Here is a 14,475-nt window from a genome sequence, read left to right as displayed (position 1 = left end):
TCGAGTGACTTCACTCGAGCGGATGACGAGATTCGAACTCGCGACCCTCACCTTGGCAAGGTGATGCGCTACCACTGCGCCACATCCGCATTTTCGCTCGCATTCCTGCGAACGGATTAGACACTAGCCGACTTCTCGCGAGGTTGCCAAATCGTCGTATCCCGTGCGTGTCGGCATCACCGGTTGTTCACGAGCACCCTCCAGGATGCAGTAGCATCGATAACTGCCCCCGGGCGATTGGCGCAGTTGGTAGCGCGCTTCCTTCACACGGAAGAGGTCATCGGTTCGAGTCCGGTATCGCCCACCAGAACAATTTGCATCCGCGAAAGTCCCCTATCGGCACAGGCCTCATAGGCTCGGCCCCATGATCCGCGACTTCCTCTCCGGCGTGGCCTTCCTCGGCCGCGGACTCGGCTTCTGGCTCACCAGGCCGGCACTCATGCTCGTCGGAGCCATCCCGGCCCTGATCGTCGCGCTCGTCTACGGCGCCGGCCTCGTCGTCCTGGCGGTCAACTCCCCCGGCATCGCCGAATGGGCCACCCCGTTCGCCGACGGCTGGGACGAGCCCTGGCGCAGCACCGTGCGGGTCTCGGCCGCCCTCGCCCTCGTGGCCGCCGGCGTGCTGCTCGTGGTGTTCACCTTCACCGCCATCACGCTCGCCGTCGGAGATCCCTTCTACGAGAAGATCTGGCTGGCGACCGAGGAGGGACTGGGCGATGCCCCTCCGGAGCCGCAGGGCGGCTTCTGGCGGCTGCTCTGGCGCGGGCTGGGTGCGGGCCTGCGCATCCTCGCCCTCACCGTCGTGATCGGCCTCGGCCTGTTCCTGGTCGGGCTCGTGCCGCTGATCGGCCCCGTGCTCTCCCCCGTGCTCGCCGCGTTCTTCGGCGGCTGGGTGCTCGCCCTCGAGCTGACCGGCTTCGCCTTCGACGCGCGCGGCGGCTCTCTGCGCGACCGGCGACGGATGCTCGGGGCCCGCCGCGCACGCACCCTCGGCTTCGGCGCCGCCGCGTACCTGGTCTTCCTCATCCCGCTGGGTGCGGTCGTCGCGATGCCCGCCGCGGTGGTCGGCGCGACCCTCCTCGCCCGCGCCGCGCACGCAGAAGCCGGCCAAGCGCGAGCCGGGAACGCAGAAGCGGGGCGCCTCCCGGTAGGAGACGCCCCGCTGATCTGACTCGGTGAGAGGGAGACCTAGACGGTCTCGAGCACGTAGCCCTCTTCGCCGTGGACGGTCGTGTCGACGCCCGCGACCTCGTCCTCGTTCTTGATGCGGAAGCCCATCGTCTTCTGGATGATCCAGCCGATGATGAACGCCATCACGAAGGAGTAGATCGCGATCACCGCGGCCGCAGCGAACTGCTTCCAGAGCTGCTCGGGTCCGCCACCGCCGGTGAACCAGCCGATGCCGGCGCCGAAGAAGCCGATGTAGAGCGTTCCGATGATGCCGCCGACGAGGTGGATGCCCACGACGTCGAGCGAGTCGTCGAAGCCGAGCTTGAACTTCAGCTCCACCGCCAGGGCGCAGACCGCACCGGCGATGACGCCGAGGAGGATGGCCCAGCCCGGGGTCAGGATGTTGCAGGCGGGGGTGATGGCGACCAGGCCCGCGACGGCGCCGGAGGCGGCACCGATCGAGGTGGGCTTGCCGTCCTTGATCTTCTCGACGATCAGCCAGCCGAGGATACCGGCGGCGGGAGCGGCGAGGGTGTTGATCCAGGCGATCGCGGCGACGCCGTCGACCGCGGCCTCGGAACCGGCGTTGAAGCCGAACCAGCCGAACCACAGCAGAGCGGCGCCGAGCAGCGTCAGCGGCACGTTGTGCGGCTTCTGGATGCCCTTCTGGAAGCCGACGCGCTTGCCGAGGACCAGGGCGAGCGCCAGGGCGGCGGCACCGGCGTTGATGTGCACCGCGGTTCCACCGGCGAAGTCGTTGACGCCCCAGACCGGAGCCCAGCCCTCGGCCAGGTTGAAGACCATGAAGGCGACCGGGAAGTAGACCACGGTGACCCAGACACCCGCGAAGACCATCCACGCACCGAACTTGGCGCGGTCGGCGATCGCACCGGAGATCAGGGCGACGGTGATGATCGCGAAGGTCGCCTGGAAGCCGGCGAAGGAGAGACCGGCGAGGTCGGGGTTCATCGCGCCGGTGTCATCGATGCCGAGCAGGCTGCCGAGTCCGATCGAGCCCTCGAAGGGGTTGCCGACGATTCCCGGGATGAGCGGCGTGCCGAACGCGAGTCCGTAGCCGTAGATCACCCAGAGGACGCCGACGAGGCCCATCGCTCCGAAGCTCATCATCATCATGCTGATGACGGACTTCGCTTTGACCATGCCGCCGTAGAAGAACGCGACACCGGGGGTCATCAGGAGCACGAGGGCGGCTGCAACGAGCAACCACAACGCGTTCAGGTTGCCGGTTACTTCTTCCATAATGAATGGTTACCTCTCTATAACGTGCTGGCGGGTACTTCCGGAACTGCTGTGGTGCCGACGGCTAGCACGGGGCCGACGGCGCAATTGCAGGCAAGGGAAGTCTGCCGAAGAGAGATTTCGCGAGGAGGCGTGCTGTGTGTACGCCGTGTTACGTGGCCGGGCCCCGTGTAAACATCGTGTTTCGGCGGGCCGGGAAGTTCTAGAGCGTCGCGGACGCGATCAACCGGGATGCGGCACGCAGATACTTCTTGCGGTAGCCGCCGTTCAGCATGTCCCCCGCGAAGACCTCGTCGAGCGGGGTGCCCGAGGCGAGGATGCGGATCTGGGCGTCGTAGACGCGGTCGATGAAGGCCACCAGTCGCAGCGCATCCGTCTGATCGGTGAGCGGCGTGACGTCGCTGAGGGCGATCACGTCGACCCCCTCGATCATCTTGATGTAGCGCGAGGGGTGGATCGTGCCGAGGTGCGCGACGAGGTCGCGGAACCCGTCGTAGGTGACGGTCTCACCGGACGAGGCGTGGCGGTCCATGGCCACGGCGAGTTCGGTGTCGCTGCCGAACGCGGCGGCGTGGCCCTCGATGTCGCGGCGGCGGTAGTCGAGGCCGTCGATGCGGAGGATCTCGAAGCGGTCGGCGATCGCCTGGATCTCGCGGAGGAAGTCGGCGGCCGCGAACCGGCCCTCGCCAAGCGCGTTCGGCGGGGTGTTCGACGTGGCGGCCAGTCGCGTGCCCGTGGCGGTGAGCTCGCCGAGCAGCCTGGTCATCAGCATCGTGTCGCCCGGGTCGTCGAGCTCGAACTCGTCGATCGCGATGAACGCCGAGCCGGAGAACAGCTTCACGGCGTTGGCGTAGCCGAGGGCTCCGACCAGCGCGGTGTACTCGATGAAGGTGCCGAAGTACTTGCGGCCCGGGGCGGCGTGCCAGAGTGCGGCGAGGAGGTGGGTCTTGCCGACGCCGAAGCCGCCGTCGAGGTAGATGCCGGGCTTGGCGGCCGGCGCCTTTTTCGAGCGGCCGAAGAACCCGGTGCCCTTCGTGGGCTTCCAGCCACCCGCGAAGGCCTGGATGCGCTCGAGCGCCTCGGCCTGCGACGGGGCGTCGGGGTCGGGCCGGTAGCTCTCGAACGACGCGGTGTCGAACTGACGCGGCGGCACCAGGGTCGCGGCGAGCTCGTCCACGGACATCGACGGGCTGCGCTCGGTGAGGCGCGGGGCGACGGACTGCCGCTCATCTGTCATCTGCTGGAGTCCTGTGTGTCGTAATCCGACCCGCGAGGTGCAGCGGGGCGTCGGGAAGACTTAGATTCGTCTGGGGGTTGTTCCTACCCTAACTGGAGGTTGTGAGATGACAGTCGAGAACGATCGCTCGGAGAAGTTCGCCGGATACGCGCACCCGGAGCGCCTGGTGTCGGGAGAGTGGCTCGAAGCCCATCTCGGCGAACCGGGCCTCGTGGTGGTCGAATCGGATGAGGACGTGCTGCTGTATGAGACCGGCCACATCCCCGGCGCCGTCAAGATCGACTGGCACACCGACCTGAACGACCCCGTGCTCCGCGACTACATCGAGGGCCCCGCGTTCGCGGAACTCGTCGGCGGCAAGGGGATCTCGCGCGACTCGACCGTCGTCATCTACGGCGACAAGAACAACTGGTGGGCGGCCTACGCCCTCTGGGTCTTCACCCTTTTCGGCCACGAGGACGTCCGGCTGCTCGACGGCGGGCGCGACCTGTGGATCGCCGAGGGCCGTCCGATCACGACCGAGCGCACGACCCCGGATGCGGTGGACTACCCCGTCGTCGAACGCCACGACGACGAGATCCGCGCCTTCAAGGACGACGTGCTCGCGCACTTGGGCCACCCCCTGATCGACGTCCGCTCCCCCGAGGAGTACTCGGGCGAGCGCACCACCGCACCGGCCTACCCCGAGGAGGGCGCGCTGCGCGCCGGCCACATCCCGAGCGCGGCGAACGTGCCCTGGGCGAAGGCCGCGGCCGAGGACGGCACCTTCCGTCCGGTCGCCCAGCTCGACGCGATCTACCGCGAGGGCGCCGGCCTCGCCGAGGGCGAGCCGGTCATCGCGTACTGCCGGATAGGCGAGCGGTCGAGCCACACCTGGTTCGTGCTGAAGCACCTCCTCGGTTTCGAGGACGTACGGAACTACGACGGCTCCTGGACCGAGTGGGGCAGCACGGTCCGCGTGCCGATCGTCAAGGGCTCCGAGCCCGGCGAGGTGCCGGCGCGCTAGTCTCGCCTGGCCGCCAGCTGCTGGTTCGCCCTGCCTCGGGCATCCGTGGTTGGCGCATACTGGAAGGGATGACTGAGACGACGCTCCCCGAATCCCTCGCCGGCATCCGCGACGACTTCCTGGCCCTGGGCCAGCGCGAGCGGCTCGAGATGCTGCTGGAGTTCTCGAACGAGCTCCCCGAGCTCCCGGAGCGCTACCAGGAGCATCCGGATCTGTTCGAGCGGGTGGAGGAGTGCCAGTCGCCCGTGTTCATCTTCGTCGAGGTGAGCGACGAGGGCATCGTGCACCTGTTCGCCACCGCGCCGCGGGAGGCCCCCACCACGCGCGGGTTCGCGTCGATCCTCGTGCAGGGTATCGACGGGCTGAGCGTCGACGAGGTGCTCGCGATCCCGGACGACTTCCCGAACACGATCGGACTCACCGAGGCGGTCTCGCCGCTGAGGATCCGCGGGATGACCGCTCTGCTCGGGCGCACGAAGCGCCAGGTGCGCGCCCGGGTCACGGCCAAGGACTGACCGAGCCGACTCAGAGCCCGTTCGCGTCCAGCCACGCGTCGATCGACGCGTTCCAGTGCTGCACGTCATAGTTCCAGAGCTTGGTGTGCCGGGCGATCGAGAACGGCGCGAAGGTGACGAGGTCAGGCCGCGCCTCGGCGAGCTTCCGCGACCCGGTGACGGGCACGTAGCCGTCGTCGTCGCTGTGCATGACGAGCAACGGGACGTGCACCTCGTCCGAGTGCTTCACGAAGTCGAGCCGGTCGAGGTCGAGCGGCTGGTCCTGGCCGGTGACGACGCCGCCCCAGCCGTGCGTGATCGTGGCGAGGGCTGCATCCCCCAGCAGCTCGGGCACCCCGCGGGCGCGCCCGTGGTAACGGAGCACGTCCTGCCAGTCGATCGCCGGGGAGTCGAGCGCGATCGCTCTGACGCGCTCGCGGTGCACCGCGCGACCCATCGCCTGCAGGCAGATCGCGCCGCCCATCGACCAGCCCATCAGCACGATGTCGGTCGCGCCGTGGTCGACGGCGTAGGTGATCGCCGCGTCCAGGTCCTGCCACTCGGTGTCGCCGAGCGCGTATTTGCCGTCGGCCGAGCGCGGGGCGTCGCCGTCGTTGCGGTAGGAGATGTGCAGGGAGTGGTAACCGCGGGCGTGGAAGACCGGGATGGCGCGGATGGTCTCGCCGCGCCGGACTCCGCGGCCGTGCACCTGGATGACCCACCGGGTCGAGGAGGTGTCGGCGGCCGGCACGAGCCAGGCGGGCGCCGGCCCTACGGGCGTGAAGACCTCGACCTCTTCGACGGGAACGTCGAGCTCGCGCGGGTGGATGAAGTACCAGCCGCTGATCCGGCCCGCGCGAGCAGCGCTCAGATCGCCGTAGTCGACCGCGAGCACGGTGCGCCGCACCACGCCGTCGGCGACCGAGAGCACCTCGCCCAGCCGGGCGTGCCCGGTGTCGCCCGTGAACCGGAGGCTGTACCGGCCGGGCAGGATCGAGTCGGCCGTGACGGCCAGCGAGACCACGCGGGCCGCCGGGTCGTAGCCGAGGATGCGGGTGTCGTCCTCCGGGACGGAGGGCGTGACGATGGCCCGCGACATCCGCGCGGTGATCACGGCGGCGGCCGCGGTGACGACCGTCGCAGCGGATCCGGCGACCAGGGCGAGCACCGCCCACACCGGGACGTGCGCGGGACCAGTCGAACGAGGAGCCATCTTTCCGCCTTCCGAGCCGTCGTGGCGGGCCGGCGACCGGCGTGCCTTCGCCGCCCGCACGGTAAAGAACTCTAGTCTGCAGACGTGGCCGATTCCCCCTTCACCCCGGACGTCCCCGCGGCGTTCGGCGCAGCCCTCGAATCGCTGCGGCGGGCGGACACGCGAGACGAGCTCGTGATCAACGAGATCCCCGCGCCCGGCAACCTCGCGCCGAACTCGGTCGCACTCGCCGCCGACGTGAACCCCGCACGTCACGGCGCCGACTCCGAGCTCGGAACGGGGCGGTTCATCCTGCTGCACGACGAGTCGCGGCCGGAGGCCTGGGGAGGCGAGTTCCGGGTGGTCTGCTTCGCGCAGGCGCCGCTCGAGACCGAGATCGGGCTCGACCCGTTCCTCGCCGACGTGGCCTGGTCGTGGCTCGTGGATGCGCTGGACGCGCGCGGGGCGAACTACACCGCGGCCTCCGGCACCGCCACGAAGATCATCTCCACCGGCTTCGGCGAACTGTCGAGCCAGGGAGACGGGGCGCAGATCGAACTGCGCGCCTCGTGGACACCGACCGACCACGACCTCCAGGCCCATGTCGAGGGCTGGAGCGAACTTCTGTGCATGCTGGCCGGTCTGCCGCCCGTCGTCGACGGGGTGACGATGCTGCAGACCCGGCGGGCCCGACGTGAGTGATGGCGAACTGATCGAGACACCAGAGAGAACCGTCATCACGACGGTCGACGACTTCCATGACGCGGTCGAGGCGATCGCGCTCGGCGAGGGCCCCGTGGCCGTCGACGCCGAGCGGGCGAGCGGCTTCCGGTACTCCCAGCGGGCGTACCTGATCCAGCTCTACCGGCGCGGCTCCGGCACCTTCCTCATCGATCCGCCGGCGATCCGGGAGTTCGCTCCCCTGCAGTCGGTCATCCAAGACGTCGAGTGGGTGCTGCACGCGGCGAGCCAGGACCTCGCGTGCCTCCGCGAGGTGGGCCTGGACCCGACGACCGTCTTCGACACCGAGCTCGCGGCCCGGCTGCTGGGGCTGCCCCGGGTCGGCCTCGGCGCGGTCGTCGAGGAGCTGCTCGGCATCCACCTGAAGAAGGAGCACTCGGCGGCCGACTGGTCGACCCGCCCGCTGCCGGCCTCCTGGCTCGAGTACGCGGCCCTCGACGTCGAACTGCTGATCGACGTCCGTGACGCCATGGCCGTGCTGCTCAAGGAGCAGGGCAAGGAACGGATCGCCGAGGAGGAGTTCGCCGCCGTCGTCGCCCGCGAGGAGAAGGCGCCGGCCGCCGAGCCCTGGCGCCGCCTCACCGGCATCAGCACCCTCCGGGCCGACCGGCACCTCGCCGCCGCGAAGGAGCTCTGGCTCGCCCGGGACGCGCTGGCCCGCGAGACCGACATCGCCCCCGGCCGTCTGGTTCCGGATTCCTCACTGCTGGTCGCGGCGAAGGCCCTGCCGACCTCGCGTCGCGAGCTGGCGTCGCTCAAGCAGTTCTCCGGCCGTGCGAGCCGCTCAGAGATCGACCGCTGGTGGGCCGCCATCGAGCGCGCTCTGACCACGGACGAGATCCCCGTGCAGCGGCGCGCCACCGACACCCTCCCGCCTCCCCGCAGCTGGGGCGACCGCAATCCCGAGGCGGATGCGCGACTCAAGGCCGCGCGCACCGCCCTCACCGCGGTCGGCGAGGAGCACAGCATCCCGCTCGAGAACCTGCTGACCCCCGACTTCCTGCGGCGGCTGGCCTGGCGTCCCCCGCAGCCGGAGACCGTCGAGAACATCTCCGAGGCGCTCGGCGAGCTCGGTGCGCGGCCGTGGCAGATTGAACTGACTGCACAGCCGATCGTCGATGCCTTTGTAGAAGCCCACCAAGAGCCCGAGACGGCGTCCGACGGCGATTCGTAGGAAGAGTCAAACGATTCCGGGCGTTCAGACGCCGGTTCTAGGATCGAAGCCGATCCAATCCCAGGAGGCATAGTGGCCGAAAGATCTGAAGTCGTTTTCGTCGATGGAGTGCGCACCCCGTTCGGGCGCGCGGGCGAAAAAGGAATGTTCTGGCAGACGCGGGCCGACGACCTCGTCGTCAAGGCGATCAAGGGCCTGCTCGACCGTAACCCGAGCCTGCCCCAAGACCGCATCGACGACGTGGCGATCGCCGCGACGACCCAGCAGGGCGACCAGGGCCTGACCCTCGGCCGCACCGCATCCATCCTCTCCGGGCTGCCCCTGTCGGTGCCCGGCTACGCCATCGACCGGATGTGCGCGGGCGCCATGACGAGCGTCACCACGGTCGCCGGCGCCATCGGCTTCGGCCAGTACGACGCGGCCATCGCCGGCGGTGTCGAGCACATGGGGCGCCACCCCATGGGCTTCGGTGCCGACCCGAACCCGCGGTTCATGGCCGAGCGGCTGGTGAGCGCCGAGGCGCTCAACATGGGCAACACCGCGGAGCGCATCCACGACCGGTTCCCGCAGCTCACCAAGGAGCGCTCCGACCGCTACGCGCTGCGCAGCCAGCAGAAGGTCGCCGCGGCCTACGAGGCCGGCAACATCCAGCCCGACCTCATCCCGGTCGCCATCAAGAGCGAGGCCGGCTGGGGGCTCGCCACCCGTGACGAGGCCCCGCGCCCCGAGACCACGATGGAGGGGCTCGCCGGGCTCCGCACGCCGTTCCGCCCGCACGGGCGCGTGACGGCCGGCAACTCCTCGGGCCTGAACGATGGCGCGACCGCGTCGCTGATCGCGAGCGAGTCGTTCGCGAAGGAGTTCGGTCTGCCCGTCAAGATGCGCCTGGTGTCGTTCGCCTTCGCCGGCGTCGAGCCGGAGATCATGGGCATCGGCCCGGTGCCCTCCACCGAGAAGGCCCTCCGCAAGGCGGGGCTCTCGATCGAGGACATCGGCCTGTTCGAGCTCAACGAGGCGTTCGCCGTGCAGGTGCTCTCCTTCCTCGACCACTTCGGCATCGACGACGACGACCCGCGCGTCAACGAGTACGGCGGAGCGATCGCGCTCGGTCACCCCCTCGCATCCAGTGGTGTGCGCCTGATGATCCAGCTCGCCCACCAGTTCGAGCGTCACCCCGAGGTGCGCTACGGCGTCACCGCGATGTGCATCGGCCTCGGCCAGGGCGGCAGCGTCATCTGGGAGAACCCGAACTGGAACAAGAAGGCGACCAAGAAGGCGGCACGATGACCGACTACTCGACGATCGATTTCTCCGAGCTCGAGGCCTTCTCGGCCGACGAGGTCGTCACCCACTCCTTCGTGCGCGACGTGCCGCTGCCCAGCGGCAAGGTGCTCGCCCTGATCACGCTCGACAACGGGCGCGACCACACCCGGCCGAACACGCTGGGCCCGGTGACCCTGATCGAGTACCAGAAGACCCTCGCGGGGCTCAAGGAGCGGGCGGCACGGGGCGAGATCCAGGCGGTCGCCGTCACCGGCAAGCCGTACATCCTCGCCGCGGGCGCCGACCTCAGCAAGGTCAGCGAGATCCCGAGCAAGGCGGCCGCGAAGCAGCTCGCCCAGCTCGGGCACTACGCCTTCGGCACGATGAAGACCATCGGCGTGCCGACCTTCGCGTTCATCAACGGGCTCGCGCTCGGCGGTGGTGTCGAGGTGGCCCTGGCCGCCGACTACCGCACGATCGACTCGTCGACGCCGGCGCTGGCGCTGCCCGAGGTCTTCCTCGGCATCATCCCGGGCTGGGGCGGCGCCTACCTGCTGCCGAACCTGATCGGCATCGAGAACGCCCTCAAGGTCGTGATCGAGAACCCGCTGAAGAACAACCGCACCCTCAAGGGTCAGGAGGCCTTCGACCTGGGCATCGCGGACGCGATCTTCGGGCCGGCCAACTACCTCGAGGACTCGCTGAAGTGGGCCGACTCGGTCATCTCCGGCCAGGTCAAGGTCAAGCGGCCGAACGAGCCGGGCAAGGTCGAGCGTCTGGTGAAGTGGGATGCCGCGGTCGGCATCGCGCGGAAGATGCTGGAGTCGCGCATCGGCACGGTCGCGAAGTCGCCCTACAAGGCGCTCGACCTGCTGAAGGCGGCCAAGTCGGGTACGCCCGAGGAGGGCTTCGAGCGCGAGGACGAGGCGCTGGCCGAGCTGATCTCGGGCGACCAGTTCGCCGCGAGCATCTACGCCTTCAACCTGGTGCAGAAGCGCGCGAAGCGGCCGGCCGGGGCTCCGGACAAGAAGCTCGCGAAGCCGGTCACCAAGGTCGGCATCATCGGCGCCGGTCTCATGGCCAGCCAGTTCGCGCTGCTGTTCGTTCGCCGCCTGCAGGTGCCCGTGGTCATCACCGACCTCGACCAGTCGCGCGTCGACAAGGGCCTCGACTACATCCGCGGCGAGATCGCGACGCTCGCGTCGAAGGGCCGCATCTCCTCGGACGAGTCGAACCGCCTCAACGCGCTCATCTCCGGCACCACCGACAAGGCGGAGTTCAACGACGCCGACTGGGTGATCGAGGCCGTCTTCGAAGAGCTCGGCGTGAAGCAAGATGTCTTCGCCGAGATCGAGAAGCACGTCTCGGAGACCGCGGTGCTGGCGACCAACACGTCGTCGCTCTCGGTCGAGCAGATCGGGGCGAAGCTCGCGCATCCGGAACGCCTCGTCGGCTTCCACTTCTTCAACCCGGTCGCGGTCATGCCGCTGATCGAGGTCGTGAACGCGCCGGCGACGGATGAGGCCACGCTGTCGACCGCGATGGTCACCGCCGCGAAGCTCAAGAAGAACGCGGTCATCACGCGCGACACCCCCGGGTTCGTCGTGAACCGCATCCTGGCGAAGGTGCTCGGCGAGGCCATGCACGCGGTCGACACCGGCACCCCCTTCGAGGTGATGAACCACGCGCTCGACCCGTTCGGGCTGCCGATGACGCCGTTCGAGCTGCTCGAGCTCGTGGGCCTCAAGGTCGGCGCGCACGTGCTCGACACGCACCACGCCGCCTTCCCGGACAGGTTCTTCGAGAGCGAGAACCTGCACAAGCTCGCGGAGTACGGCAAGATCTTCGACCGCGACGACAAGGGCAAGATCAAGGGCTTCGACAAGAAGGCCGTGGCGATCGTCACTCCCGGCAAGGGTGAGGAGTCGCACCCGATGACCGCCGAGGAGATCCAGCGCCGGGTGGAGGACGGCCTGGCCGACGAGGTGCACCGGATGCTCGAGGACGACGTCGTGCACGCGGCGGAGGACATCGACCTCTGCCTCATCCTCGGTGCGGGCTACCCGTTCCAGATGGGCGGGCTGACGCCCTACCTCGACCGCGTGGGTGCCTCGGAGCGCGTCTTCGGCGACACCTTCCACCACCCCGTCATCAAGGGCGTCGAGTAGCGGGCACCCCTCGCGGCTCTCGCCGCCCCCCGAAGCGGCCACCGACCCACCGTCGGTGGCCGCTTCTACGATGTGGGCATGACGGATCAGCACAGCACCAAGACGCAGTACTACGTGGCCGCCTCGCTCGACGGGTTCATCGCCGATCGGGAGGGTGGGCTCGACTGGCTCCTCCAGTTCGGCTTCGAGGAGTTCGGGGCCGACTACGAGACGTTCCTCGCCGAGGTGGGCGTGGTGGTGATGGGGGCGCGGACCTACAAGTTCGTGCTCGCGGAAGGGTCAGAGTGGGCCTACCCGGATCAGGTCGCGTGGGTGCTCACGAGCCGTGTGCTGCCGGTGATCGAGGGCGGCGACATCCGGGTGGCTGCTGCTCCCGTGAGCGAGCTGCATGCCGAGTGGGTCGAGGCGGCCGCCGGGCGGAACATCTGGATCGTCGGGGGCGGCGACGTGGCCGCACAGGTGGCCGATGCCAGGCTGCTGGACGAGATCATCCTCACCACCATGCCGGTCTGCTCGGCGCCGGCACTCCCCTGCTGCCGGTCGCCGCCACCGGCGCGCCGTTGAGGGCGCACGACACCCACGTGCACCCGAGCGGTGCGGTGACGACGACCTACCGGAGGGCGTAGCCGGGCCGGCGCGACGGCGGGCGGCGTCAGGCTAGCGGCCCGCGGCGCTAGCGGTTGGCGTGGTGGAGGGGGGTCGAGCCGGTGTCGGTGCCGGGAGCGGCTTCACGCGGGGTGATGCCGGCGTTGGGGCGGGAGTCGACGGGGCGCGCGATCGGGATCTTGTTGCCGCGCACCTGCGCGATCAGGTCTTCCGCGATCTGCGCCGGGGTGAGCCCGACGCGCTCGAAGATCTCCTCGCGCGTGGCGTGCTCGAGGAACTCGTCCGGCAACCCCAGCTCGGTCACGGCGGTGTCGACGCCGGCCTCGCGCAGATCCTGACGGATGCGCGTGCCGATCCCGCCGACCCGCACGCCGTCCTCGATCGTCACGACCAGCCGGTGCGCATCCGAGAGCTCGATGATGCTCCAGGCGACCGGCACGACCCAGCGCGGGTCGACGACGGTCGTGCCGATCCCCTGCGCGTCGAGCAGCTCGGCCACGTCGAGTGCGAGGGTGGCCATCGGGCCGACGGCGACGATGAGCACGTCGCCCCGGTCGTCCTCACGCAGCACGTCGACGCCGTCGCCCGTGCGGCGCACGGCCGGCAGCTCACGGCCGACCGAGCCCTTCGGGAAGCGGATGACGGTGGGCGCGTCCGTGACCTGCACGGCCTCGCCCAGCAGCTCGCGGAGCCGCTCGGCGTCGCGGGGCGCACTGAGGCGGATGCGGGGAACGACCTGCAGGATCGCGAGATCCCACATTCCGTGGTGGCTCGGCCCGTCCGGACCGGTGACCCCGGCGCGGTCGAGCACGAAGGTGACGCCGGCCTCGTGCAGCCCGACATCCATCAGCACCTGGTCGAAGGCGCGGTTGACGAAGGTCGCGTACAGCGCGACCACGGGGTGCAGGCCGCCGAAGGCGAGACCGGCGGCCGAGGTCACCGCGTGCTGCTCGGCGATGCCGACGTCGAAGACGCGGGCCGGGAAGCGCTCGGCGAACTTGTGCAGCCCGGTCGGCCGGAGCATCGCGGCGGTGATCCCGACGATCGTCTCGTCGCGCTCGGCCTGCCGCACCATCTCGTCGGCGAAGACGCCCGTCCAGGAGGGGCTACCCGAGGGCGCCGACAGCGGCTCCCCCGTCTCGGGATCAATCTGGCCGACGGCGTGGAACTGGTCGGCCACGTCGGTCAGCGCCGGCTCGTAGCCGCGGCCCTTCTCGGTGATCGCGTGCACGATGACCGGGGCCGCGTACTCCTTGGCCTGACGGAGCGCCTCGACCATGGCGTGCACGTCGTGCCCGTCGACCGGGCCGACGTACTTGATGTCGAGGTTCGCGTAGAGGGCCGCGTTGTTGGTCATCCGGCTGAGGAAGCCGTGCAGGCCGCCGCGGACCCCGCGGTACAGGGCCCGCCCGGGAGCCCCGAGGTGGTCGAAGAAGCGCTGGCTGGAGTGGTGCAGCTTCTGGTACTTGCTCGCCGTGCGCACTCCGTTGAGGTAGCGCGCCATGCCGCCGATGGTCGGGGCGTAGGAGCGCCCGTTGTCGTTGACGACGATCACGAGGTTGCGCGAGTTGTCGTCGCTGATGTTGTTCAGGGCTTCCCAGGTCATGCCGCCGGTGAGGGCGCCGTCGCCGACGACAGCCACCACGTGGCGGTCGTCCTGACCGGTCATCTCGAAGGCCCGGGAGATGCCGTCGGCCCAGGACAGCGAGCTCGAGGCGTGCGAGGACTCCACGACGTCGTGCGGGCTCTCCGAGCGCTGCGGGTAGCCTGCGAGGCCACCCTTCTGGCGTAGCAGCGAGAAGTCCTGACGCCCGGTCAGCAGCTTGTGCACGTACGACTGGTGCCCGGTGTCGAACACGATCGCGTCGCGGGGCGAGTCGAACACCCGGTGGATGGCGATGGTCGTCTCGACCACACCCAGGTTCGGGCCCAGGTGGCCGCCGGTCTTCGACACCTCGGCGATCAGGAAGGCCCGGATCTCGCCCGCGAGCGTCTCCAGTTCCTCCGTCGACAAGGAGTCCAGGTCACGGGGTCCGTTGATCCCTTCGAGCAGGCTCATGTCTTCCACCTTCCCACGACAGGCTGAATCCGCAGTCTACGCCGCACCATCCGATCGATCCCCTCCGCACACGAAGAAGCGGTGGGCGGCGTCTCCGCCTGCCCA

General features: G+C 69.5%; 12 protein-coding genes and 2 tRNA genes. 9 read left to right on the top strand and 5 right to left on the bottom strand.

Annotation, left to right across the window (positions count from 1 at the left end):
• Positions 1 to 17 precede the first annotated feature (17 nt).
• Positions 18 to 89 (bottom strand) — tRNA-Gly (locus tag HSO01S_RS00935).
• A 142-nt stretch (positions 90 to 231) separates the two neighbouring features.
• On the opposite strand from HSO01S_RS00935, the gene HSO01S_RS00930 reads away from it, so the two are divergent.
• Both HSO01S_RS00930 and HSO01S_RS00925 read left to right on the top strand, forming a co-directional pair.
• Positions 232 to 307: transfer RNA gene (locus HSO01S_RS00930), tRNA-Val, on the top strand.
• A 57-nt stretch (positions 308 to 364) separates the two neighbouring features.
• A complete protein-coding gene (locus tag HSO01S_RS00925; protein WP_084361189.1) occupies positions 365 to 1,171 on the top strand; it encodes an EI24 domain-containing protein in 807 nt (268 codons plus the stop codon).
• A gap of 17 nt (positions 1,172 to 1,188) precedes the next feature.
• On the opposite strand, the gene HSO01S_RS00920 is transcribed toward HSO01S_RS00925, so the two are convergent.
• Together HSO01S_RS00920 and zapE are read right to left on the bottom strand one after the other, a co-directional pair.
• On the bottom strand, positions 1,189 to 2,430 hold the full coding sequence (locus tag HSO01S_RS00920; RefSeq protein ID WP_066038707.1) for an ammonium transporter: 1,242 nt from the start codon (positions 2,428 to 2,430) through the stop codon (positions 1,189 to 1,191).
• A gap of 202 nt (positions 2,431 to 2,632) precedes the next feature.
• Positions 2,633 to 3,667 carry a cell division protein ZapE gene (gene zapE, locus HSO01S_RS00915; RefSeq protein WP_066038706.1) on the bottom strand — a complete coding sequence of 345 codons (1,035 nt, stop codon included), beginning with the start codon at positions 3,665 to 3,667 and terminating at the stop codon, positions 2,633 to 2,635.
• 106 nt (positions 3,668 to 3,773) lie between these two features.
• On the opposite strand from zapE, the gene HSO01S_RS00910 reads away from it, so the two are divergent.
• Together HSO01S_RS00910 and HSO01S_RS00905 are read left to right on the top strand one after the other, a co-directional pair.
• On the top strand, positions 3,774 to 4,673 hold the full coding sequence (locus tag HSO01S_RS00910; RefSeq protein ID WP_066038705.1) for a sulfurtransferase: 900 nt from the start codon (positions 3,774 to 3,776) through the stop codon (positions 4,671 to 4,673).
• Between the two features lie 68 nt (positions 4,674 to 4,741).
• Positions 4,742 to 5,188, top strand: coding sequence for a SufE family protein (locus HSO01S_RS00905; RefSeq protein ID WP_066038704.1), 447 nt, complete (start codon positions 4,742 to 4,744; stop codon positions 5,186 to 5,188).
• 10 nt (positions 5,189 to 5,198) lie between these two features.
• On the opposite strand, the gene HSO01S_RS00900 is transcribed toward HSO01S_RS00905, so the two are convergent.
• On the bottom strand, positions 5,199 to 6,380 hold the full coding sequence (locus HSO01S_RS00900) for an alpha/beta hydrolase family protein (protein WP_066038703.1): 1,182 nt from the start codon (positions 6,378 to 6,380) through the stop codon (positions 5,199 to 5,201).
• 84 nt (positions 6,381 to 6,464) lie between these two features.
• On the opposite strand from HSO01S_RS00900, the gene HSO01S_RS00895 reads away from it, so the two are divergent.
• The 5 genes from HSO01S_RS00895 to HSO01S_RS00875 all read left to right on the top strand — a co-directional run bounded on the left by HSO01S_RS00895 (position 6,465) and on the right by HSO01S_RS00875 (position 12,269).
• Positions 6,465 to 7,061: a DUF3000 domain-containing protein gene (locus HSO01S_RS00895; RefSeq protein WP_066038702.1), complete on the top strand. Its 597-nt coding sequence runs from the start codon at positions 6,465 to 6,467 to the stop codon at positions 7,059 to 7,061.
• The gene (locus tag HSO01S_RS00890; protein WP_169799912.1) at positions 7,054 to 8,274 is read left to right on the top strand and encodes a ribonuclease D; all 1,221 of its coding nucleotides are present in this window, start codon (positions 7,054 to 7,056) and stop codon (positions 8,272 to 8,274) included. The genes HSO01S_RS00895 and HSO01S_RS00890 overlap by 8 nt, the downstream gene beginning before the upstream one ends.
• 72 nt (positions 8,275 to 8,346) lie before the next feature.
• A complete protein-coding gene (locus tag HSO01S_RS00885) occupies positions 8,347 to 9,561 on the top strand; it encodes a thiolase family protein (protein WP_066038701.1) in 1,215 nt (404 codons plus the stop codon).
• Positions 9,558 to 11,705: a 3-hydroxyacyl-CoA dehydrogenase NAD-binding domain-containing protein gene (locus tag HSO01S_RS00880; protein WP_066038700.1), complete on the top strand. Its 2,148-nt coding sequence runs from the start codon at positions 9,558 to 9,560 to the stop codon at positions 11,703 to 11,705. Before HSO01S_RS00885 ends, HSO01S_RS00880 begins: the two co-directional genes overlap by 4 nt.
• Before the next feature lie 78 nt (positions 11,706 to 11,783).
• Positions 11,784 to 12,269 (top strand): dihydrofolate reductase family protein, encoded by a 486-nt coding sequence (locus HSO01S_RS00875; RefSeq protein WP_066038699.1) that lies wholly within the window; start codon positions 11,784 to 11,786, stop codon positions 12,267 to 12,269.
• A gap of 109 nt (positions 12,270 to 12,378) precedes the next feature.
• On the opposite strand, the gene dxs is transcribed toward HSO01S_RS00875, so the two are convergent.
• On the bottom strand, positions 12,379 to 14,370 hold the full coding sequence (gene dxs, locus HSO01S_RS00870) for a 1-deoxy-D-xylulose-5-phosphate synthase (protein WP_084361188.1): 1,992 nt from the start codon (positions 14,368 to 14,370) through the stop codon (positions 12,379 to 12,381).
• Positions 14,371 to 14,475: the final 105 nt, after the last annotated feature.

This window comes from Herbiconiux solani NBRC 106740 (assembly GCF_001571005.1).
Classification (GTDB): domain Bacteria; phylum Actinomycetota; class Actinomycetes; order Actinomycetales; family Microbacteriaceae; genus Herbiconiux; species Herbiconiux solani.
Note: the sequence above shows the minus strand (reverse complement) of the source record. Positions and strands in the feature narration are given on the sequence as shown.